Source organism: Streptomyces sp. NPDC059477 (genome assembly GCF_042749375.1).
GTDB lineage: Bacteria > Actinomycetota > Actinomycetes > Streptomycetales > Streptomycetaceae > Streptomyces.
Genome location: NZ_JBHYUG010000010.1, coordinates 118,053 through 139,669, shown reverse-complemented (window position 1 = coordinate 139,669; position 21,617 = coordinate 118,053). Strand labels below are relative to the sequence as shown.

Sequence of the window (21,617 nt, the reverse complement as noted above, 5' to 3'; positions counted from 1 at the left end):
GGGCCGGGTGCGCGCCCAGGTGGAAGTACGTACGTGACATCTGTCAGGTATGCCGGTGACAGACGGCAGTGGTGGCAGTGGTGAGGGCGTACATCGGTCAGCGGGCTCGCGTCATGACGACACATCGGAGGGGGCGGAGCGTCCGTCCGTGACAGTCGCTCGGGGAGCCCGGCCCCGGCCCCAGCCCCGGCCTCGGCTCCGTCCCGCCACCCTGGACGCGGCGTGCAGGGTCTGGTTTCCCACCGCACGGGTGCCGGGGCGGGCCCGTGCCCCCTGGACGGCATCGGCGGCGGCCCGGCACTTCCAGGGTTCGGGACTGCTGCCCCATGGGTACGTCGTGCTCCCCGCCTTGCACGCTGGAGCGGACGTACCGGCGCGCACGGCCGGGTGGGTGGTGTTCTTGCAGGTCAGGGGGTCAGTCCAGGACCTCCGTCACCGCCGTCCAGCGGGGGATCGGGCGGGTTCCGGACGGCAGCCTGACCGTCTTGCTGTAGCTGAACTCCCGTAGCGTCTCGGCGGCGTGCTCGCGGCCGTAGCCGCTGTGCTTCGTGCCGCCGAACGGTGTTCCCATCATCGCCCGGTTGTAGTTGTTGATGAACACGACGCCCGCCTCGATGGCCCGGCTGACGCGCAGGGCCCGTGCGCTGTCGGCGGTGTAGACGCTCGCCACCAGCCCGAAGTCGGTGCCGTTGGCGATCTCGATCGCCTCGGACTCGCCGTCGAAGGGGATCACGCACACCACCGGGCCGAAGATCTCCTCCCTCGCGACGCGCATGTCCGGGCGGACGGCGGTGAGAAGGGTGGGGGGTACGTAGAAGCCGTCCGCCAGGTCGGGGTCCGTCGGCAGCGCGGCCTGCGCGATGATCTTGGCGCCCTCCCTCACCCCGACGCCGATGTAGTCCAGGACGCGCCGCTGCTGGGCCCGGGTGACCAAGGGGCCCACGTGGGTGGCCTCGTCCAGGCCCCGGCCGACCTTGAGCCTGGCGACGGCCCGGCCGAGGCGTTCGACGACCTCGTCGTGGACCGGGCGGTGGACCAGCAGGCGGGACGCCGCCGTACAGGCTTCCCCCTGGTTGAAGTAGCCGCCCTCGACCGCCCCGGCGACGGCCGCTTCGAGGTCGGCGTCCTCGAAGACCAGCAGCGGGTTCTTGCCGCCCAGTTCCATCAGGGTGGGGGTCAGGTGCTCCGCTGCCGTCCTGAGGACGGCCGAACCGGTGGTGGGGGCGCCGGTGAAGGACAGCTTGCGCACCAAGGGGTGGCCCGCCAGGGCGGCGCCCACGGACCCCTTGCCGGGGACGACGTGCACGACGTCGTCGGGCAGGACGGACCGGATGATCTCGGCCAGCCGCAGCACGGTCAGCGGGGCCTGCTCCGGCGGCTTCAGCACGACGGCGTTCCCGGCGGCGAGGGCCGGAGCGGTCTTGCCCGCCGTGTGGATCGGCGGCCAGTTGAAGGGGATGATCCCGCCGATCACGCCGAAGGGCTGGAGCGAGGTCACGTCCAGGGCGAAACCGGAATCCCTTACGGAGCCGGGCATGTCGTGGGTGAGACCGGCGAAGAGTTCGAAGCACGCGATACATGCCTCCAGGTCGAACAGGGCCTGGCCACGGGGCTTGCCGTTCTCCCGGGACTCCAGTTCGGCGAGTTCCCCGACGTGGGAACGGATCTCTTTCGCGACCTCCAGGAGCAGTCGGCCGCGCTCCGCGGGGGTACGGCGGCTCCACGAGCGGAAACCCTCGTGCGCGGCGCGTACGGCGCCGTCGACCTCGGCGTCACCTGCGCCCTGCACCCACGCCAGCGGGCGGCCGGTGGCCGGATCGTCCACGGCGAAACGGTCCTCCTCGCGGTCCGAGGACCAGCGGGTGGTGCGGAGGGGGGTGTCTGTGTGGAGGGGGGTGTCTGTGCGGAGGGCTGCGTCCTTCATGGTTTCTCCTCGACATCGATTGATCGATCGGCGGGGGTGGAGGGGGGCGGGGGGGGCGGGGTGGAGGGGGTGGATCTGTCGCGCCCTGAATCCAACACTTGTGTTGGATTTCTCTGGGTCCGACCCTACGCCTCCATATCTCCAACTGCAACGCTGGTGTTGGGGTAGGGTCTGCGCATGGCTTGGGATGTCGAAGGAACGAAGCGTCGGATCCATGAGGCCGCGCTGGCCGAGTTCGCGCGGTACGGGCCCTCCGGCACGACCATCGACCGGATCGCCAAGGGCGCCGGAGTCAACCGCGAGCGCGTGTACAACTACTTCGGCGACAAAGAGGCGCTGTTCGCGACCGTCGTCCGCCGTGAGCTGGACAGCCTCGCCGCCGATGTGCCGCTCCAGCACGTGACCGGCGCCGAGGACCTGGCCGAGTTCGCCGGTCGGGCCTTCGACTATCAGCAGGACCGGCCGGACGTGGCCCGGCTGGTGCTGTGGGAGGGGCTGGCCGACACCGGCAGTGTGCCGGGCGAGGCGGACCGTACCGCGCTGTACACCGGCAAGGTGCGGGCCGTCGAGGCGGCGCAGCGGGCCGGGCTGGTGGATGACTCCCTCGCGCCCGCGCACCTGGTCTTCCTGCTCATCGCGCTGACCGGCTACTGGTCGGCCGTTCCGCAGATGGCCCGCATGCTGTCCGCCGAGGACACGGGCGGGCGGGACTCACGCGCTCACCGCCGGGACGCCGTCGTGCGGGCAGCCCGGCAGCTCGCCACCCCGGGCGACCCGGGTGCGGCGGCGGCCGGACGGGAGTGAGGGCAGTGGCGGACGTAGTGGGGGAGCGGCGGAGGTGACGGTTGTAGTGGGGGAGCGGCGGAGGTGACGGTTGTAGTGGGGGAGCGGCGGAGGTGACGGTTGTAGTGGGGGAGCGGCGGAGGTAGCGGTCGTAGAGGGGGAGGAGCGGAGGTAGCGGTCGTAGCGGGGGGTTACGGGAGGGGAAGGGAGAGGGGTTCCATGGAACTCCGTAGCCTCAATCTCAACCTGCTGGTCCATCTCGACGCGCTGCTCTCGCACCGCAGTGTCTCGGGGGCCGCCGAGGAACTGGCCGTGAGCCAGCCCTCCATGTCCGCGGCGCTGGCCCGGCTGCGCCGGCACTTCGGGGATGAGCTGCTGCGGCGCCGGGGCAGCCGTTACGAACTGACGGCACTGGCCGAGGAGCTGCGGCCCGCCGTGGCCGGGGCGATCGCCGGTCTCGAAGGGGTCTTCGGCCACCGTACGGCCTTCGAGCCCGCTGCTTCGCGCCGCGAGTTCAGGCTGCTGGCCAGCGACTTCTGGCTGGACGTCATGGGACCGGCGCTCAGTCGGCTGGTCAGCGAGGCGGCCCCGCTGGCCTCCGTCCGGTTCGAGCTTTTGCGCGGCTGGGAGCCCGAGGATCCGTTGGAGGGGCTGCGGAGCGTGGACGGGATGCTGGCGCCCCACGGGGTGCTGAGCGGGCCCCCGCACCTCGATCTGCTGCGCACCGAATGGCGGTGCATCACCAGCCGGGACAACCGGCGGGTCGGTGCGGCCCCCGATCCACGGGCGCTGGCCGCGCTGCCCTGGGTGGTGTACGCCGACCGGTTCCCGGCGGTGGCGGATCCGGGGACGTCGATCGTGATGCGGCAACTGCGGTTCGCCGGGATCGCCCCGCGTGCCGTGGTCACCGTCGGGACGTTCTCCGCGGTGCCGGCGTTCATCGAGGGGACGGACCGGGTGGCGCTGGTCCACCGGTCCCTGGCCGAACGCGCCCGGGACCTTCACCGGCTGCGCGTCTTCGCGCCCCCGTTCCCGGTCGGCGAGGTCCGGCAGGCCTTCTGGTGGCATCCGCGTCTCGCCCAGGACCGGGCGCATCGCTGGCTGCGTGCGGTGTTGCGCCGGGCGGCGGCGGAGGTGGCGGCGGGTGTGCCGGGGTTCGACCTCGTCGGCGGGTCGACGCGTCCGGCGGAGACGGGCGTCGGCTCCAGGGACCAGCGGGCGGTCGTCGCGCCGCCCTGACGCCGGTCGGCGCGTTCTCGTACGGCTCGTGCAGCCTCGTAGGGTCCGCGCGCCCTCGTACGGCTCGCGCGCCCTCGTACGGCCGCGCGCCCTCGTACATTCGGCGCCTCCCCATCCGGAGCCCGCGCCCTTCCGTATAGCCCCGCTCTATGTCCCGCATCGCCAGATTCGTCTTCCCCCGGCGTCCCCGCCTGATCGACCGTGTTGCAGCGGCATGACAGCGAAACGGCAGCGACGGAAAGGGGTCGTGTCATGACAGGCGTCTCGGTGACGGACGTACACGCACACGCACTGGTGCCGAGCGTGGAGCTGCTGGTGGAGGGCAACTCCCGCAAGCGGCGGGAGCAGGAGGAGCAGGCCCGGCTCATGGGGCCGGAGTCGCTTCGGGTCACCCTTCGGATGTCCCGTGACGCGCACAGGTCGCTGACGGACCTCGACGTCCGGATCAAGGCCATGGACGCGGCGGGAGTCGACGTACAGCTTGTCTCGCCCAGCCCCTCCCAGTACTACTACTGGGCCGAACCCTCCCTCGCCCGTGAGATCTTCACGGCCACGAACGAGGCCGTCGCGGCGATGTGCGCACAGGCGGGCGGCCGGTTGACCGGGCTCGGGGTCGTCCCGCTGCAACACCCCGGCCTCGCGGTCGAGGCGCTGGAGCACGCGGTCCTCACCTGCGGACTCAAGGGCATCGAGATCTCCTCCTTCGCGCCGTACGGCGATGGCGTTCAGCGCCGCGAAGGGGTCGGCCCCGCCGGTCGCCTTGATGCTGTCGGTGCTCCCGGTGCCGTCGATGCCGTCGGTCCCGTCGAGCGCGTCGATCTCTCCCACCCCGCCCTCGACCCGCTGTGGGCGCGTGCCGAGGAACTCGGGGCGTTGGTGTTCCTGCATCCGCTGGGCTGCACGGTCGATGGCCGGCTCGACCACTGGTACCTCTACAACGTGATCGGCCAGCCCCTGGAGCACACGATCGCGCTCAGCCACCTGATCTTCTCCGGCGCCCTCGACCGACACCCCCGGCTCAGGATCCTGGCCGCCCACGGCGGTGGCTATCTGCCGGTCCATCTGGGCCGGGCGGAGCACGCCTGGCGGGAACGTCCCGAGGCCCGGACATGTGCGCGTCCGCCGGGGGAGTATGTGCGGGAGATCTTCTTCGACTCGCTCGTCTACACCCCGCACGCGCTGCGGCACCTCGTCGACACCGTCGGAGCCGATCAGGTCCTGCTCGGTTCCGACTATCCCTACGACATGGGTGTCACCGATCCGCTGGACCGGCTGACCGCCGCCGGGCTCTCCCCGGGGCAGCGGGACCGCGTGGCCGGTGGCAACGCCGCCCGGCTGGGGCTGATCCCGTGAAGTGGGCGACGTACCGATGGAACGGGGCCACACGGACCGGCGTACGCGTGGGCCGTGAGCTGTTCGCCCTCGACACCCCTCTCGGGATCCAGGAGCTGATCGGGCTGGGCCCGGACGTCCTCGCCGAGGCGGGCCGGGAAGCGCGTCGGCGCGGAGTCGTCGCCGATGTCGGTGAGGCCGTACTCCTGCCGAGCGTTCCGCGTCCGGGGTCCGTGCGCGACGGGGCGTGTTTCCTCGACCATGTGCGCGGCTGTCTGCGCGCCATCGGCCAACCCGGCGAACTGCCCGAGGTGTGGCGGCAGATCCCGGCGTTCTACTTCGCCAACCCCGCCACGCTCTTCGGCGGACGCGACGACGTGCCGGTGTCGCCCGGTGCGAAGTGGTTCGACTTCGAGGCGGAGATCGGGGTCGTCATCGGCAGGCCCGGCCGCGACCTGTCCCCGGAGCGGGCCCTGGACCATGTCGCCGGGTACACCCTCTTCTGCGACTGGACCGCCCGCGACCTGCAACTCCGCGACATCGCCCAGGGCATCGGCCAGGCCAAGGGCAAGGACGGCGCCCTCACCCTCGGCCCCTGCCTGGTCACCCCCGACGAACTCGACCCGGCGGACATCGGGCTGAGCGCCTTTGTCAACGGCACGGAGATCGCCCACGGTTCCAGCCGTGCCATGGACTGGTCCTTCGCCGAACTCATCTCCTACATCTCCCGAGGCACCCCGCTGCGCCCCGGCGACGTCATCGGCTCGGGCACCATCCCCGGCGGCTGCCTGCTGGAACAGGTCGACACCTCGCCGGGCGCGTACGAGGGATGGCTGACGCCGGGCGACACCGTCACGCTGCGCAGCGAGCAACTGGGCACCGTCGAGAACCGGGTTGTGGTCGGTCCTGCGGTGCATGGGCTGGCCGCGCGCCGCTGACACATCCGCCCGTACGTCGACAACTGTCCGTACGCCGACACCCGCCCGTACGTCGATGTCCCTCCGCGACTGACACCCGCGACTGACATCCGCGACTGACACCCGCCCGTACGCCGACTCCCGACCGGCCACTGACACCCACCCACCGACCCACCCCCACCCCGCCATCCTCACCAGCCTCCCCACCCCTCCCGTCCACCCTCACCGGAAGGTTCCCATGCCCCCCTACACCAAGGGCCTGCACCCGCTGGCCGACGGAGTCTCCGCCTGGCTTCTTCCCGATGGCTCCTGGGGATGGAGCAACGCCGGGTTCATCGCCGGGGACGGTGCCGGAATGCTCGTCGACACCCTCTTCGATCTCGCCCTCACCCGCGAGATGCTGGCCGGGCTGGAGCCGCTCACCCGCTCCGCGCCGATCAGGCATCTGGTCAACACCCACGCCAACGGCGACCACTGCTACGGCAATCAGCTCGTCCCGCCGGACACCCACATCTACGCGGGCCCTCATTTCAACGAGGAACTCCGCGAGTTCGCGCCGGGCGGCTACGCCGAGCTGACCTCGGCACAGACGGACCCCTCGGTCGCCGCCTACCTCCAGGAGGCCTTCGGGCCCTTCGACCACTCCGGCATCGAGTTCCGGGACGCGACCGTCGCCGTCGAGGACCGGCTGACCGTGGACGTCGGCGGGCGCCGCGTCGATCTCCACGATCTCGGCCCCGCGCACACCTCCGGCGATGTGATCGCCTGGGTACCGGACAGCCGGGTTCTCTTCGCGGGCGACCTTCTCTTCATCGGGGGCACGCCCGTCATGTGGGCCGGACCGGCCAGTTCCTGGAGCGCCGCCTGTGACCGGATGATCGCCCTGGAACCGGAGACCGTCGTCCCCGGGCACGGGCCGGTGACGGACATCGCCGGAATCAGGCAGGTCCAGGACTATCTGGACTTCATCGGCGGGTACGCGGCCGAGAGCCACGGCGCCGGGCGGACCTGGCCGGAGGCCGCCCGCCGTATCGACCTCGGACCGTTCGCCGCCCTCGGTGACAGCGAGCGGATCGTCGCGAACCTGTACTGCGAGTACCGCCATCTGGAGCCGTCCACCCTCACGCTGCCGCTCGACCGGCTGACGGCCGAAATGGCCAGGTGGCGCACGCTGAGCCGGGCGCGGTAGCGGCCGACGCGCCTGCGGGCCACGCGACGTACCCGTAAACGAGAGACGCACCCGTACGAGTGGAGACCGTTCACTCTCCCGCCCCGCTGGGCGGGCGGAGGTGCGGAGACCGGGTGAAGGCTCGGAGCGACAGCCCCCCTTCTCCGGAAATGAGACCTCCCATGGCTGTGTCATCCCGTACCCCGTCCCGTACTCCCGGTCCGATACGTCACCGCCTCGTGCGGGTGGGCGCGGTGTCGCTGGCGGCGACGGCGGTCGTCGCCGTCGCCGGCTACGCGGTGGCCGGCGGCGACTCGTCCGGGGCGGACAACTCCGCATCGGCGAAGAGCAAGGTGAAGCCGACCGTCGTCCTCGTGCACGGCGCCTTCGCCGATGCGTCCGGCTGGAACGCCGTCGTCGACCGCCTCCAGGCCCAGGGCTATCCGGTGCTGGCCCCGCCGAACCCGCTGCGCGGGGTCCTCAGTGACTCCGCCTACGTCGCCAGCGTCCTCAAGTCGGTCAAGGGGCCGATCGTGCTGGCCGGGCACTCGTACGGCGGCGCGGTCATCAGCCAGGCCGCGGCCGGGAACCCGAACGTGAAGGCCCTGGTGTACGTGGCGGCTTTCATGCCGGACGTGGGCGAGAACCCGGCCGCGCTGTCCGGGAAGTTCACCGGCAGTGAACTGGGCCCCGCCATCCGTCCCGTCCCCTACTCCGACGGCACGGCCACCGGCACCGACCTGTACATCAAGGAAGACAAGTTCCACTCGGTGTTCGCCGCGGACCTCACCAAGGCGCAGGCCCGGGTGATGGCGGTCGAGCAGCGTCCGGTGGCCCAGGCCGGGTTCGCGCAGAACGCGACCAAGGCGGCCTGGAAGACGATCCCCTCGTGGTTCATCGTCGCGAAGAACGACAAGGCCATCGCCCCGAACCTGGAACGCTTCCAGGCCAAACGGGCCAAGTCGCACGTCGTCGAGATCGACTCCTCGCACGTCGCGATGATGTCCCACCCGGACGTCGTCGTGGAGAAGATCCACGAGGCGGCCGGTCACGGCGGGGGTCACGGAGGCGGGAAGTAGCCGCCGCGGCGGACCGTCCGGAGGGGACCGAGGGCGCGGTCAGTCAGTCAGTCAGCCAGGCAGGCAGGCAGGCAGGCAGCCGTCGGCTAGTTGGCCAGCCGGTCGGCCGGTCGGCCAGGCGCGAGCCGCACGCGTCGGCTCACCCCACCTCCTCCGGACGGGCCCCCCGCCAGGCCCGGTCGGCCAGCAGCCGCAGCCCGTTGAGGCCGACGAGGACCGTCGAGCCCTCGTGGCCGGCGACGCCGAGCGGCAGCGGCAGGGTGCCGAACAGATCCCAGGCGGCGAGTACGGCGATGAACACACCCGCGATGACCAGGTTCTGGACGACCAGCTTCCGGGCCCGCCGGGACAGATTGACGACCGTCGGGATGGTGGCGAGTTCGTCACGGACGACCACCGCGTCGGCGCTCTCCAGGGCCAGGTCCGAGCCGGCCCGGCCCATGGCGATGCCGGTGTGGGCGGTGGCCAGGGCGGGGGCGTCGTTGACGCCGTCGCCGACGACGAGGACGTGTGCGCCGGTGGCCTGGAGGGCCTTGACCGCGGTGACCTTGTCCTGGGGCAGGAGTCCGGCCCGGACATCGGTGATCCCGACCCGCTCGGCGAGCCGGGCGGCGGCGCGCGGGTTGTCGCCGGTGAGCAGGACCGGGGTCCGGCCGGTCAGCCGGTGCAGCGCGCGGGTGGTGGCGGCGGCCTCGGGCCGGAGCCGGTCGGACAGGCCCAGCACCCCGGCGAGCCGCCCGTCGACCAGCACCGCCACGACCGTACGGCCGTCCGCCTCCCACTCGGCCCACTCCGCCCACTCCGCCGCGATGTCCGCCTCGGCCGAGCCGAGCAGCCGGGCGGGGCTGCCGACCGTCACCGTGCGGCCCTCCACGGTCGCCGTCACGCCCGTACCGGGGGTGGAGTCGAAGTCCGTCACGGACGGCAGATCCAGCTCCCGCTCGCGGGCCGCGTCCACCACCGCCCGGGCCAGCGGGTGCTCGCTGGGATGCTCGGCCGCCGCCGCGAGCCGCAGCAGGGCCCCGGCGTCGAGACCGGAGCCGTCCAGCGGGCGTACGTCGGTGACCTGCGGGGTGCCTTCGGTCAGGGTGCCGGTCTTGTCGAGGGCGACGGCGTCGATCCGGCCGAGGCGTTCCATGACGACCGCGGACTTGACCAGGACGCCGTGCCGCCCGGCGTTGGCCATCGCCGAGAGCAGGGGCGGCATCGTCGCCAGGACCACCGCGCAGGGCGAGGCCACGATCATGAAGGTCATGGCCCGCAGCAGCGCGGACCGCAGGTCGGAGCCGAGCAGCAGGGGGATCGCGAAGACCAGGACGGTGGCGGCGACCATGCCCAGGCTGTAGCGCTGTTCCACCTTCTCGATGAACAGTTGCGTGGGCGCCTTGGTGGCGGCGGCCTCCTCCACCATCGCCACGATCCGGGCGATCACCGACTCGGCCGCGTCCCGCTCGACGCGGACGCGCAGCACGCCCGTGCCGTTGAGCGTGCCCGCGAAGACCTCGTCGCCGGTCCGCCGGGCCACGGGCAGGGGCTCGCCGGTGATGGTGGCCTGGTCGACATCGCTCGCGCCGTGCAGCACCCGGCCGTCGGCACCGATCCGCTCGCCGGGCCGTACGAGGATCACCTCGCCGACCCTGAGCACGGCGGCGGGCACGGACTCCTCGCCGCCGTCGGGGCGCAGCCGGGTCGCGGTCTCCGGCGCCAGGTCGAGCAGCCCGCGCACGGAGTCGGCGGTACGGGCGGTGGCGATGGCCTCCAGCGCGCCGGAGGTCGCGAAGATGACGATGAGCAGCGCGCCGTCGAGCACCTGCCCGATCGCGGCGGCGCCGAGCGCGGCCACCACCATCAGCAGGTCGACGTCCAGGCTCCGCTCCTTCAGCGCCTTGAGCCCTTCCCAGCCCGGCTCCCAGCCGCCGGTGACGTACGTCGCCGCGAGCAGCGGACCCCACAGCCAGGCGGAGAGCCCGAAGAGCTGGAGCGGGAGCGCGAGCAGGAACAGCGTCAGCGCCGCGAGCGCCCAGCGGGCCTCCGGCAGCGCCAGCACCCGGGTCCGCCGTCGCGGCGGCCCGGACCGCGCCCCGACGACGGCCGACGCCGAACGCTCCTCCAACACAGCGGACATGACAGACAACCCTTCACGGGCGGACGACGACGGGACGGCAGCACGGCAGAAAGGACAGAGACGGCAGAGACGGCAGAGCAGATGGGCACCTGCGCCCGCGCAGAGGCGCACCGAGCCACTCGGAGCCACCCGGGAGCCACCCGGGGAGCCACCATACAGGAACACCTGAACACATCTTCACATATAATTGTCTACGATGGCCCCATGGGTCATGGAAACGACGCCGCCGGCAACGCCACCACCCGCGAACGCCTCGACGCCGTCGGCGCCTCCGATGTCGCCGCCACCCTCCAGGCCCTGGCCACGCCCTCGCGCCTGCACATCCTGGCCCGGCTCCAGGAGGGCCCGTGCGCGGTCGGTGAACTCGCCACCGCCGTCGGCATGGAACCCTCCGCCTGCTCCCACCAGCTCCGGCTGCTGCGCAACCTCGGCCTGGTCGCCGGTGAGCGCCGGGGCCGCTCGATCATCTACGCCCTCTACGACAACCACGTGGCCGAACTCCTCGACCAGGCCCTCTACCACGTCGAGCACCTGCGCCTGGGCGTCCGCGACCTCCCCGCCCCGCAGACCGGCGCGGTCTCAGGGACGGCGGCGCCCACTCCGTAGGAAGAGCGGCAGCGACAGCAGCAACAGGGCCGCCTCGACGGCCAGGCTGACCAGCCCGAGCGGCTCCGTCCAGTTGCCGACGTCATCGTGGTAGTCGGGCAGCCCCGGCCCCCGGGAGAGGACGTACCCCAGCAGCGGCCCGACGGCGACACCCACCGCCAGCAGCCAGCCCGCCCGCACGAGGCCGAACAGGAGCAGCAGGGCGGCGACCAGGGCCGCGATCTCCAGGACGTGATACGCGACGCCGACGTAATACGGATCCCGCGTCGCCGTGACCCCGCCCTGGTCCACGACATGGATGACCGCCACCGCCAGACACAGCAGGACCCCCATGCACCTGGCCGCCCAACTGCGCTCCAACGTCACCGTGGTGTGGTGTGACATACGCGGCCACCGTCACCCTTCTGTCTGCTGTACGGCGGGGTGTGCCGTTCGCGCGGCCGGTCCATCCGCCTGTTGGACGCCGGGCAGCCGGCACCGTGGTCCGGCATTCCGTTTGCTCACAGAAAGTAGTCGAACCTGGCCGGACCGTGAAGGATTCATCGGCCGTGTCGGCGTGCTCGGGAGAAGGTGGAAAGTTGACAGATGTCTGACGAATGATCGGCTGTGGCCTATGAGGTGATGAAGAGGTGCTTACTGTGGCGTCACCGCAGTGAGACATCGAAAGGCGCATCAGTGGATTCACAGAACCATGTCCGTATTGATCTCACCGTTGCCGACGAAGGCGGCAGGAGGATGGAATCGGCACCGAATGGTGTCAGTATCGGCGCGGTAGGTCTGCGCAACTGGCAGGTGGACCGCATCGACGCTCCTGCGGGCATGTTCGACGGGTACGACGTCCATTTCATCAAGGTCAATTACGAACTCGAACTTGAACTCGGCCTTCCCTGGCCGACCTGGTTCGAAATCGCATTCGACTTCACTTCCGGTGAGGAAGAAGAGCGTGTCGTTGTCGTCGACGCGATCCCCCGTTTCGGAACGTACGCGGAGACGCCCAAGGCCTACGTGCTCAACCAGTTCCTGAACTTCGTTCCGAGCGCGGACAGCGCGTCCGCGCACGCCCTCCTCCCAGCGACCACGGACCGGGTCGATGTGTTCGGCATTGGCGGGAGCGGTGTGCGATGGAGGCACGTATCCCTCGATGAGACCGGCGTACGCCCTGGCTCTTACGCCGCCTGGGTCGTCCTGCTCACTCCCACCGGGCAGGCCGAGCAACGTGTGGGGTTCTCCGTGCGGTATGACCTCCCGTTCGGCCCCGGCGCCGAGTACCGGCCCACACAGTCGCCGAACGAATTTCTGCTGAGGCTCGCACCATCCACAGAGGCCCCCGGAGTCGTCACGCCCTCGCTCTCGGCGTCCGCCGATGAATCGAAGGGCGAGTATCACCCCTCGGTCTTCATCTGCTACGCGCACGACTCGCCTCTGCATAAAGAGTCTGCCCGTCAGTTCGGCAACCTCCTTGTCAGGAACGGCATCGACGTCCATATGGACCAATGGGACGCTGCCGGCCGCAAGGACTGGGCCGTTTGGGCACTCAGGCTCATCAACGCGGTCGATTTTGTCGTCGTCCTCGCCTCACCCATCTGCCGCAAGGTGTTCGACGGACAAAGCGAAGGGTCTGACAATCCGGGTATCAGGAGCGAGTCCAAGGTCATCAAGGAGAAGCTTCACGTCCTTTATGACGAGTGGATGGCCAAGGTGCTGCCCGTTGTCCTGCCGCACGAGTTGGTGGACAATATCCCCGAGGCATTGCAGCCGTGGACAGCCGACCACTATGACATCAAGCAAATGAACCGCGAAGGCATCGACGAACTGCTGCGGGCCATGACCAGGGTCCCCCGGCACACCCGTCCGCCGCTCGGGGAACTGCCGCCCAGCGTTCTCAAACCGCTGAGCGGCACCGAATCCTGACCGGCGCAGCCGAGCCGTCAGAACTCCAGCTCCCCTGACACGCGGTAGTCGGGATGATCCTGGTCAATGACGGTCGCAAGATGCAGCGGGACCGGCATCTGAGTGCGGTCGTCCCAGGAGAGGGCCTGCTCGCAGAGGCTCGCCGTAAGGCTCGCCAGTTGTTCGGGAGCCCAGGATCCCGGGCTCACCACCACGATCTCCTTGCCCGTGTACGAGTGCCACGGGACGGTGAGCTGGGAGGTGAGCCCGGGCGGCAGGGTCCAGCGTGTGTAGAACGCACCCCTGTCACCGCCCTTGGCCTTGATCGACGCGGAGCGGCCGGCGAAGAGCCAGCAGTGCCGGTCGGTGTCCGCGAGCCGGTACACCTTCCGCTCCGGCGCGGCCGGCTTGGCCGGATCGCTGGGCATGTTCGCCTTCTCGCGGCGTGTGACGGGCCGTCCGATCTCGCTGATCTCGGTGTTCAGGCGGACGATCGCGACATCGCCCCCCGCGGCGCGCAAGGTGTCCCCGGGCAAGGGGCCGGCACCGAGGTGCGCGTTCTGGAGTCCGGGCCAGATGGTCCGGGTCTCTTGTGTGTCCACGAAGATCACCATCGGCGTGCCCGGGGGCTTCAAGGCGAGCAGGGCACCGAGTCTGACCTCGATGACGTCACGGGTCAGCTCCGCTTTCTCTCCCGTGCGGCCGAAGCGGGTGCTTCCGATGGCACCGGCGTGGAAGTCCGCCACTCCCTGGGCACCACGGACCCACGCCTGCCGCCGGTCGCTGTACACCAGGACCTGACAGCTCGCCAGGTCGTCAGGGTCGACGTACAGCGCCACCATGGTCAGGATCAGAGGCTTGCCCTCCGCTCCGGTCTGCTGTCTGCGGGCGTGGACGCCGACGAGCAGGGCTTTTCTGGCGAGACCATGGGGCCGTCCGCCCGCGATCACGGCGTCCAGCAGACGCTGGTCCAGGACCCCGGCGGCCCGCAGCAAGTCCCGCAGGGCGGCACGGGCCGCGTGCTTCTTGGTCTCGGGGCTGGGCGGGGTGGTCTTCGGCGGGAGAATGGTGGGCTCGGTGGCGAGGAACTGGGTCGGTATCCCCAGGTGTCCCAACAACCGCCTCAGATGCGGCTTGGCGTCGATCTCGGGGCGTGTGACGTCGGGGTGGTACTTGGTTTCCAGCCAGGCGGCGACCAAGTGGTCCTCGCCTGCGGGCAGGTCCAGCGAGGTGAGAAAGGCCGCGCGGTTCACCGTGTCGTGGGCGAGTAGATCCGGGCAGTGGCGGGCGAGGACGTCCCAGCGGGCGTTGACGGCTGTGGCCGGCTTTCCTGCCGCCGGATTCACCGGACGTCCCGTCAGCTCCGCGAGTTCGGCCAGCATGCGGTCGCGCCCCGCGGGTGTGGCGTACACGCAAGCGAGGGTGACTTTTCGGAAACCGCTCGGTCCGACCGCGTCGGGCAGAAGCCCGTCGGCCGGGTAGCTGGTGACGCGGGGCGCCAGCTTGATCCGTTTGTCGAACTCGTAGGACAGGGGGACGAGCGACGGCAGGGTGGACACGATGTGCTCGTGCAGCCGCAGCATGAACCGCGGCCCGGGGCCGCTGCCGAGCGCGTGGAATCGGGTGCTCGCCAGCTGTGGCCTGATCACCCCGGGAACGTCGGGGAGTTTGTCGGGGATGTCCAGCGGCGACAGTTGGCACGCTTCCAGGATCTTCGCGATGGCGGGGTCGAGATGGCTGTGCCACTCGCCGGTCTCCTTGTTCTGGCGGCGCCAGAGAGGGAGCCTCAGGAGGGGTGCGTTGTCCTCCTCGCGGTCGACCCACACGTTCTTGGCCCAGTCCCCTTGCGGCGAGATCCTGGACAAGTGGGCGTCGAAACAGAGGACAGGGTCCTCGATGCCGACGCGGGTGGTCAGCCGTGCGGTCACCTTGTGCATGCTGAACGCAGTCCCGGCACGGTTGACCAGCAGATCGTCAGGGTCCCAGGCCAGCAACGACCCATCGGTGTCCATCGACAGACCGACGGGCTGGCGGCCGTCCACCAGCATGGATGTCGCGGCCAACTGCCGCATCACCTGCCATTCCGCGGTGCGATACACCCAGCCCGGCATGACCGGAACCTGTCCCGGTCGGAAGGTCATGAAATCGGCGAAGGAGCGTGCCTGTTCGGGGTCGGGCAGCAGCCCGGCGAGAACGCTGCTTCCCTGCCCGTCACGGATGTGCCTCTCCCATGCCTGCACGGCGACCCTCAGGCGACCGTCGAGGGCTGCGTCGCTGGTGAGGAGCAGCATCCGGCTGCCGGTGAGATGTTCCTTCTCGGCGAGTTCGTGCTCCCCGAACAGTTTGACGGGTTGCCCGGTGGCCGCGACGAGCCCCGTGGCCAGGGCGGAGTAGCGCGGCTGACGTTGGCCCTCCCGTTTGGGCAGATCGTCCCAGCCCGTCTTGAACTCCTCGGTGAGCGGATAGGCCGTGATGGCGCCGAGCAAGGTGTTCAGATGCTGTCGCGGGACGAGGTAGGCGAGGGTGATCAACACGGGAGGTTCCCCTCGGTGGGCCGTTCCGCGTAGTGGAGAAAGGCTTCGAGTGTCGTCCCGTAGTACTGCTGCATGGCGGGCAGGACTCCTTCGCGGTGCCATTTGTTCCTCAGCTTGAGGATGAGGGTGGCCAGATCGGTGCCGCCCGTGGAGTCGAGCAAGGCGCCATCCACCAGGCGCAGGGTGGCGTCGGTGCCCCCGCGGCGGGCCCGGCCGATGAGCTGAACGGCTCCGTTGATGATCTCGGCCACCACGCCGAGCTTGACGTCGAGTGGCTGGGCCTGGAAGTACGGCGGGCGGCGGATGATTTCGTCGAGATACTGGCCCGCGACCTTCCGGCGTTCCGCCAGCAGGGCCCGGGGGTCGCTGGACGGGCCGCGGTGCTCGGCCAGCGCTCGTGCCTGGATGTGCGCGACAAGTTCCGCCGGCTCGTCGATCAGGGGGATCGGCCGGACGATCAGCCATACCGACCCCAGGGCGGATCTGTCGCCTTCCCCGATGATGTTCACTCCCCGCTGCACCCTGGCCAGGGGAGCGATCAGGATGTCGGCTCCCCGGACCGCGGGGAAGCTCTCCAGCCGGTCGGCGGGCAGTTCCCGCCAACGGCCGGTGTCCACGGCCGTTTGCTGATCGTCCGCGAAAGTGCCCGGACGTACCGCGAGGCAGATGCGGATGGAGTCGACGCCGGCCGTGGACAGCCCTTCGGCCACGTGGCGTGCCGCCTCGTAGGACGTCGTGGCGAGGAGGACCCGTTCGCGTCCAGGCTTCTCGACTTTCAGCTCCTCCAGCTCGGTCCGCAGGTATCTGTCCCACAGTGCCGTGGCGATCCGCTGGGTCGCGGCGGCCCGCTCGACTCCCTCCAGGCCGGAGATCCGGCGTGGCCGGCCCTCTTCGTCGTCGATCGGTGCGGACAGGATGCGTACCGCGTCTTCCTTGTCGTCTGTCACCCACCACTTCGGGGTGGTGTGGATGTGGTGATGGGGAGCGCCCGGGAAGTACGAGGTGGCGGACATCCCGAGCACGATGCGGCGGACCCCGGCATGAGCGAGCGCGGTGGTGTCGCCGAGTCCCACGGTGTAGGTGTGCGGATCGCCGCCGAACGCGGCCGTCGACAGGCGCGCGGGTTGGCCTCCGGTGTCGTCGTAGTACTCGGTGAAGGCGAAGACGAGCCGTCCCAGTGGGCCGGTCGGCGTCACGCGCCAACGACCGTACGTTCCCAGCGCGTCGGCGATCTCCTGGGCGGATTCGACGCCGATGTCGACCAGTTGGGCGTTGTTGGCCAGCAGTCGATGCAGGAACATCCGGATACGTTCGAGGATGGCCCGGCGCAGGATCCGGTTGACGACCCTGGTCCGGTGCTCTTCGGGGACATGCTTGACCAGTCGTTCGAGGGCGACGCGCGCCGCCGGTAGGGTCAGGCCGCCGGACCCGCCGGTGACCACCGACGCGAGGTGTCGTCGGGCGTCCTCGAAGGATGGGGGCTCGTCATCATGGGGTGGCATCTCGTCGAGGAAGAGCGAGCGGAACATCTCCAATTGCTTGGCGCTGACCTTCTCGGTGTCGAGGCCGAACAGCCGGGCGGTCAGCCAGTTGTCCCAGCGCCGGGGCACCGACCAGTAGCGTCCAGGTCCCCGTGGTCGGCGTCCCTTGGCGGGCGGTGTGGCACCGAGGCGCTCGTAGGTCAGATGGCTCACGTAGTTCTCGGACAGATAGCGGAGAGTGAAATAGGCGTCGCGGACACTGGCGTCGACCTCGTCCTGGAGACGCCCGAACGCGGCGGCGAAGTCCTCATCGAATTTACGCAGCGGGGTGTTGGTCCGTCCCGCGTGGTCGAGGACGAGATGGCGGCCCGCCTGGTCGATCGCCGTGCTCTGGAAGACGTCGACCTCGTCGATGACGATGATCTGGCAACGCCGCATCAGCAGCTCTTCCACGGTCAGCCGGTCGTCCCCGCCGTAGCCGTCCTCCACCGGTGTCTGGACCACGCCGAGCAGGAGGTTCGCGTGCGAGGTGACGATGACATCCGCCGTGCACGCCTGGCGCGCGGCCCGATAGCGTCCACAGGTGGTCCGCCAGGGACACGAGACCGTGATGTTCTTCTTACGACCCCGGGACGGCTTGCGCAGCCTTGCGCACGGTTCGCTGCCCGGCTGCCAACGGTCCACGCCATCGTCGGAGTCGGCCACCGCGGCGAGTGCGCAGCCGTAACCGAAGCGCTCCCAGATCCAGTCCGCGTCCGGACCGTCCTTGGTGACCCGTGCCGCCGCGGTCTCGGCGACCTTGATCAGCGCCCGGGGTGAGACCAGCGGCACGATCCCGCCCTTGGGCTCCACGCCGCAGATTTCCAGGGCGCGTTCGATGCCGTGGACGGCCCGGACCACATCCGCGTTGGTCGGCAGGACGAAGGCCACGGGAATACCGCGGCCGACGGCCCAGCAGGCGAACGTCTCGATGAGGACGACCGACTTCCCGAACCCCGTGTAGGCGAGGAGTTCGTTGAGGTTGCCGGCCGTCAGGTCCAGGCCCTCGACGGAGTCCTTCCCGCGAGCGCGGATCTGCCGGGCGAACCGGTCCACCGCCGTTTCGCGGTAGGCACTTCTCCCGCGTTCCCGCTCGTCCTGGTCGATGCGTTGCGCGATCTGCCGCAACTCCTCGAAAGGGACGAAGCGTTCGCTGAGGCCCGGTGCGTCACGGATGGTGGGAAGCGGGTGCCCGGGGTCGACGTGGTGGGGGCGGATCTCGAAATGGAAGTCGACGAACGTCTGCCGCTGGCCGTCCGGCCCGGTCACCCCCGTCGTGGTCATGTGAGGACCGACTTGGGCGGGCGCGAGTACTCGGTTCTTCGCCGCGTAGAGTTCGTCGAGTTGGCTGAGAAAACCGTCCACGTAGGTGGACAGGGGCATTCCGGGGTCGACGGCGATCTGGCCGGGACCGCCTCCTCGGTCGTCGACCGCGGTGCAGCCGGGGATCTGGCCGCTGCCGAGGAGACGGTCGAGGATCTTGCCTGCCGCCTCCGCGTTGGCCATCTGGTTGGGGCGCCGACGCAGCAGCTTCGTGAAGCGGCGCGCGTCCCTCTCGGGAAGATCACGCCAGCCGGACCAGTCCGCGATGTGGCCGTCCAGAATGTAGAGAACGTCGTCACGAGTGGTCGTACGCCTGAATCCGCCGCTGTCCTCGATGGGGAAGAAACTGGCGGCAAGCCCGATCGCGGCCCCCAGTACGCGGGGAAAGATCTTCTCGGAGCCAGGTACGGGGGTGCTCATACCGTCCTCAGCGCTCGTCGTACTTCGGAGTGAAACTTCGTCTCGGTGGTGAACCGGAGCGAAGGCAGAGCGGTTCTCAGGGTTTCCAGCTGGTGCTCGTGTGTCTTCGGGAGGAGGATCCGGGCGTGGGCGCTGGGCGCCTTCGCCCGAAGGTCGGCGATCAGGCGGTGCGGCGAGCGGTACTCCTTCACATCGATCTGGCATTTCTTGTCGCCCGCCTGTACGTGCAGGTCGTAGCTGTCGAGTTGGGGCCAGAGTTCAACGGTCGCGCCGAGTTCCTCAAGGCTGCGCTTGACCCTGAGTTCGCTCACCCCGGGAACCACCACAAATCGCCAGACGCCGAATTCCAGACATCGGGAATCGTCCGCCGGCCGTGCCACCGGTGTGGCCAGCCGCGGACGTCCTTCATCGACCCGGCTCAGAGAGGGACGGGAGCTGGCCGTCCTGCCCCCGGTCAGCTGATAGACGGCGGCATGGGGGCTGTACCGGCAGCGTACGGTCGTACCCGACACTCCCATCGGCCAGCGGCAGATGGCGCAGGGCCACCACCATGTCTCGCCACCGGACGACCGGTGGAGGTGATCGGCGGGAATGTCGGTGTAGCCCCTGGGCGGGAGCCGTACCCCGGTCTTGCTGATCAGGTCACGCAGCTCGGAGAGAGGGCCTGCCGGGTGCTCGATGAGGAACCGCCGGGAAGCGACATAGCCTTCCTGGCCGTTGCCGTCCCTCAGTGCATTGAACGTGTCGCCACGGATCTTGTCGGCGTGCATCCAGGTCCACGTCGGCATCCATTGGGCCCAGGTCGGCTTCCACCGGTCGGACGCGGACGGCCCGCCGACCGGCAGCGCGTATTCACATGCCAGGTCGTATGCGTCCGAGGTGAGCCGGTCGTCGCTGTCGAGGAGCACCGCCTGTGCGATGGGCTCGTCCGCCTGGGCGGAGAGGGCCGGTAGCCGTCCGAGGGGCTGCCGCAGACAGCCGACGAGTTCCAGAGGGGTCGTGGGCCCTCGGCCGGGTCCATGGGCTTCCATGACGACACCGGTCATCCGCGCGACCTCTCGCATGGCGTCGCCCCGATGCCGCCGGGCCGTCCATGCGTAGGCGGCCCGCAGAGCTGCCGCCACCACACGGTGGGCGCGTTCGGCCGGGTCGTCCCGCGGACCGGTCAGCCACTCGGTCATGTGCTGCTCCTCTTCGCCGCGTCGGGGCACCACCGCGTGAACGGACAGTCCTCGCACGCCTTGCCGGCCTTGGTCGGATACTGCGAGTCGGCACGCCACGGGGTGATGTACGGGTCCAGAACGTGCTGTGCCCGGGCGATCACATCCGGGGCGGTGACATCGAGCTGGGTCACGACCGGCCCGCTGCCGGTGAGCCGCTCCAGCTCCACCTGCCAGTGCCCGGCTCCCGGCAGCGCGCCGGCCTGAGCGAGCAGCACGGCCAGTGCCAGTTGCGGATGCTGCTCCAAGGGGTCCCCTTCGCTCAGGGCTCTCACGGTCTTCGTCTCGCGCAGGGCCCATCGGTCGGACACGCGGTAGAGCAGGTCGGTCTTGGCGACGATGACGACGTCGGCGTCGGGGTCGTACACGGCAATCGCCCGCTCCGGATGGACTTCTGTGTCCTCGGGCCGGTCCCGCAGCGGGCAGACGAGAGCGTGGTCACCGATCATCTGGATGCCGAGGCGGGCCTGGAGTCCGGTCACCCGCCATCCCCCGTACTCCCAAGCCTCCGGCGGACCGGGCACGTCATCCGGTACGCAGGGCTGCTGTGGTGTGCGGCGGTGACGACTCTCGATCCATGCGTGTACGGCCTTGCCGCGTGTGATGGCCTCTTTGTCCTCGATCGCGGCGTCCCTCGGCAGGAACAGGCTCTCCATATGGGCGCGGGCAGGGCATCGGCGATGGGTACGTCCCGTCGTCACCGACCAGGAGCGGCGGGGAGAGCCGGAGGCGCTGACTCCGAGGAGGCCCGGAACGGAGGGGACCGCGGGGCAGTTGTCGACGGCGTCGCACCCGCCGCATTTCTCGCCGGGGCGATACGAGCCGCCCGCGATCAATTGCTCGATGTGTGCCTCGACGCTTGAGTCGTAGCACGCGTACGCTTCCGCGCGAGTTCCCTCGAAGAGGACACGGTGGGAGGCGTCGGCGCAGCCGATCTCCACCAGGCGTACCAGCCGGGCGGATTCGGACTGTCCGAGCCTCAGCGGGTTCCTGTCCCACCTGGAACTCAACACCGGCCGTCCGCCGGCCAGTACCCCTACGGCCACCGCGATCTCGATGTCGTCCCGGGGACGGTTGCGCACCGACCCCATGCGTACGACGCGCAGTTCGCGGACCCCGTGCCCGGCGTAGCGCCGGTCGGTCACGAGTTCCTCGTACATGTCAGGGTCGCCGGGCTTCAGCGGTCCCCGCTGGCGGGCCCACAAGCGTGATACGGGCTCCAGCGGTTCGCCGCACGGTACGCCGGGTGCCGCCCGTAGCGCGGCGACCGCGGTGAGGTAGCCATGGACGGCCTGCTCGGTCCACTGGGCCAGCGCGGGGTGAACGGGACGTTTTGGTGCCGCTCTCCAATCGATCAGGGCCTCGGCCGCGGTCAGTTGCTTGAACTCGACCAGATCCAGCACGTCGTGCAGCGGGCCCATCGACCATGTGGTCAGGGTGCCGGCAGGTGCGGCGACCCGGCGCGGGCGGGGTCGGGCGGGGCGTATCTTCGCTGCCAGCTTGTGCGGGCACTCCCTTTCACCGCCTCGAACGTCGG

15 protein-coding genes are annotated in these 21,617 nt (G+C 70.0%); 8 read left to right on the top strand and 7 right to left on the bottom strand.

Annotation, left to right across the window (positions count from 1 at the left end):
• Positions 1-415: 415 nt before the first annotated feature.
• On the bottom strand, positions 416-1,924 hold the full coding sequence (locus ACFXAZ_RS08030) for an aldehyde dehydrogenase family protein (RefSeq protein WP_384586498.1): 1,509 nt from the start codon (positions 1,922-1,924) through the stop codon (positions 416-418).
• A gap of 177 nt (positions 1,925-2,101) precedes the next feature.
• Here ACFXAZ_RS08030 and ACFXAZ_RS08025 point away from each other — a divergent pair, with 177 nt between their 5' ends.
• From ACFXAZ_RS08025 to ACFXAZ_RS08000, 6 genes are all read left to right on the top strand, one after another.
• Complete coding sequence (locus ACFXAZ_RS08025) at positions 2,102-2,728, top strand: TetR family transcriptional regulator (protein ID WP_384586496.1); 627 nt, start codon at positions 2,102-2,104, stop codon at positions 2,726-2,728.
• Positions 2,729-2,926: 198 nt separating this feature from the next.
• Positions 2,927-3,946, top strand: coding sequence for a LysR family transcriptional regulator (locus ACFXAZ_RS08020; RefSeq protein ID WP_384586494.1), 1,020 nt, complete (start codon positions 2,927-2,929; stop codon positions 3,944-3,946).
• Between the two features lie 252 nt (positions 3,947-4,198).
• A complete protein-coding gene (locus ACFXAZ_RS08015) occupies positions 4,199-5,299 on the top strand; it encodes an amidohydrolase family protein (protein WP_384586492.1) in 1,101 nt (366 codons plus the stop codon).
• A gap of 47 nt (positions 5,300-5,346) precedes the next feature.
• Positions 5,347-6,216: a fumarylacetoacetate hydrolase family protein gene (locus ACFXAZ_RS08010; RefSeq protein WP_384586490.1), complete on the top strand. Its 870-nt coding sequence runs from the start codon at positions 5,347-5,349 to the stop codon at positions 6,214-6,216.
• Between the two features lie 217 nt (positions 6,217-6,433).
• A complete protein-coding gene (locus ACFXAZ_RS08005; protein ID WP_384586488.1) occupies positions 6,434-7,384 on the top strand; it encodes an MBL fold metallo-hydrolase in 951 nt (316 codons plus the stop codon).
• 161 nt (positions 7,385-7,545) lie between these two features.
• Positions 7,546-8,442, top strand: a complete 897-nt coding sequence (locus ACFXAZ_RS08000) for an alpha/beta hydrolase (RefSeq protein WP_384586486.1) — start codon at positions 7,546-7,548, stop codon at positions 8,440-8,442.
• A gap of 139 nt (positions 8,443-8,581) precedes the next feature.
• Here ACFXAZ_RS08000 and ACFXAZ_RS07995 read toward each other — a convergent pair whose 3' ends face one another.
• The gene (locus ACFXAZ_RS07995) at positions 8,582-10,567 is read right to left on the bottom strand and encodes a heavy metal translocating P-type ATPase (RefSeq protein WP_384586484.1); all 1,986 of its coding nucleotides are present in this window, start codon (positions 10,565-10,567) and stop codon (positions 8,582-8,584) included.
• Between the two features lie 204 nt (positions 10,568-10,771).
• On the opposite strand from ACFXAZ_RS07995, the gene ACFXAZ_RS07990 reads away from it, so the two are divergent.
• Entirely contained in the window at positions 10,772-11,173 is a 402-nt protein-coding gene (locus ACFXAZ_RS07990) for an ArsR/SmtB family transcription factor (protein WP_384586482.1), read from the top strand.
• On the opposite strand, the gene ACFXAZ_RS07985 is transcribed toward ACFXAZ_RS07990, so the two are convergent.
• Positions 11,147-11,557 (bottom strand): hypothetical protein, encoded by a 411-nt coding sequence (locus ACFXAZ_RS07985; RefSeq protein WP_384586480.1) that lies wholly within the window; start codon positions 11,555-11,557, stop codon positions 11,147-11,149. The two genes, ACFXAZ_RS07990 and ACFXAZ_RS07985, sit on opposite strands and share 27 nt — an antisense overlap.
• A 291-nt stretch (positions 11,558-11,848) precedes the next feature.
• Between ACFXAZ_RS07985 and ACFXAZ_RS07980 the strand changes: the two genes are divergently transcribed.
• Positions 11,849-13,084 carry a toll/interleukin-1 receptor domain-containing protein gene (locus ACFXAZ_RS07980; protein ID WP_384586478.1) on the top strand — a complete coding sequence of 412 codons (1,236 nt, stop codon included), beginning with the start codon at positions 11,849-11,851 and terminating at the stop codon, positions 13,082-13,084.
• 17 nt (positions 13,085-13,101) lie between these two features.
• On the opposite strand, the gene ACFXAZ_RS07975 is transcribed toward ACFXAZ_RS07980, so the two are convergent.
• Genes ACFXAZ_RS07975 through ACFXAZ_RS07960 form a run of 4 tightly spaced genes read right to left on the bottom strand, consistent with a single transcriptional unit; the run spans position 13,102 to position 21,501 of the window.
• The gene (locus ACFXAZ_RS07975; protein ID WP_384586476.1) at positions 13,102-15,597 is read right to left on the bottom strand and encodes an RNaseH domain-containing protein; all 2,496 of its coding nucleotides are present in this window, start codon (positions 15,595-15,597) and stop codon (positions 13,102-13,104) included.
• Positions 15,591-18,860 (bottom strand): hypothetical protein, encoded by a 3,270-nt coding sequence (locus tag ACFXAZ_RS07970; protein WP_384586474.1) that lies wholly within the window; start codon positions 18,858-18,860, stop codon positions 15,591-15,593. Before ACFXAZ_RS07970 ends, ACFXAZ_RS07975 begins: the two co-directional genes overlap by 7 nt.
• A complete protein-coding gene (locus ACFXAZ_RS07965) occupies positions 18,857-20,041 on the bottom strand; it encodes a hypothetical protein (RefSeq protein ID WP_384586472.1) in 1,185 nt (394 codons plus the stop codon). The genes ACFXAZ_RS07970 and ACFXAZ_RS07965 overlap by 4 nt, the downstream gene beginning before the upstream one ends.
• A complete protein-coding gene (locus tag ACFXAZ_RS07960) occupies positions 20,038-21,501 on the bottom strand; it encodes a PD-(D/E)XK nuclease family protein (RefSeq protein ID WP_384586470.1) in 1,464 nt (487 codons plus the stop codon). Before ACFXAZ_RS07960 ends, ACFXAZ_RS07965 begins: the two co-directional genes overlap by 4 nt.
• Positions 21,502-21,617: the final 116 nt, after the last annotated feature.

What these genes read in the sequence shown, in the direction of transcription:
- ACFXAZ_RS08030 (WP_384586498.1), bottom strand. Translation starts at nt 1,924, where the DNA reads ATGAAGGACGCAGCCCTCCGCACAGACACCCCCCTCCACACAGACACC.
- ACFXAZ_RS07985 (WP_384586480.1), bottom strand. Translation starts at nt 11,557, where the DNA reads ATGTCACACCACACCACGGTGACGTTGGAGCGCAGTTGGGCGGCCAGG.
- ACFXAZ_RS08025 (WP_384586496.1), top strand. Translation starts at nt 2,102, where the DNA reads ATGGCTTGGGATGTCGAAGGAACGAAGCGTCGGATCCATGAGGCCGCG.
- ACFXAZ_RS08000 (WP_384586486.1), top strand. Translation starts at nt 7,546, where the DNA reads ATGGCTGTGTCATCCCGTACCCCGTCCCGTACTCCCGGTCCGATACGT.
- ACFXAZ_RS08020 (WP_384586494.1), top strand. Translation starts at nt 2,927, where the DNA reads ATGGAACTCCGTAGCCTCAATCTCAACCTGCTGGTCCATCTCGACGCG.
- ACFXAZ_RS07970 (WP_384586474.1), bottom strand. Translation starts at nt 18,860, where the DNA reads ATGAGCACCCCCGTACCTGGCTCCGAGAAGATCTTTCCCCGCGTACTG.
- ACFXAZ_RS08005 (WP_384586488.1), top strand. Translation starts at nt 6,434, where the DNA reads ATGCCCCCCTACACCAAGGGCCTGCACCCGCTGGCCGACGGAGTCTCC.
- ACFXAZ_RS07965 (WP_384586472.1), bottom strand. Translation starts at nt 20,041, where the DNA reads ATGACCGAGTGGCTGACCGGTCCGCGGGACGACCCGGCCGAACGCGCC.
- ACFXAZ_RS07990 (WP_384586482.1), top strand. Translation starts at nt 10,772, where the DNA reads ATGGGTCATGGAAACGACGCCGCCGGCAACGCCACCACCCGCGAACGC.
- ACFXAZ_RS07960 (WP_384586470.1), bottom strand. Translation starts at nt 21,501, where the DNA reads ATGGGCCCGCTGCACGACGTGCTGGATCTGGTCGAGTTCAAGCAACTG.
- ACFXAZ_RS07995 (WP_384586484.1), bottom strand. Translation starts at nt 10,567, where the DNA reads ATGTCCGCTGTGTTGGAGGAGCGTTCGGCGTCGGCCGTCGTCGGGGCG.
- ACFXAZ_RS08015 (WP_384586492.1), top strand. Translation starts at nt 4,199, where the DNA reads ATGACAGGCGTCTCGGTGACGGACGTACACGCACACGCACTGGTGCCG.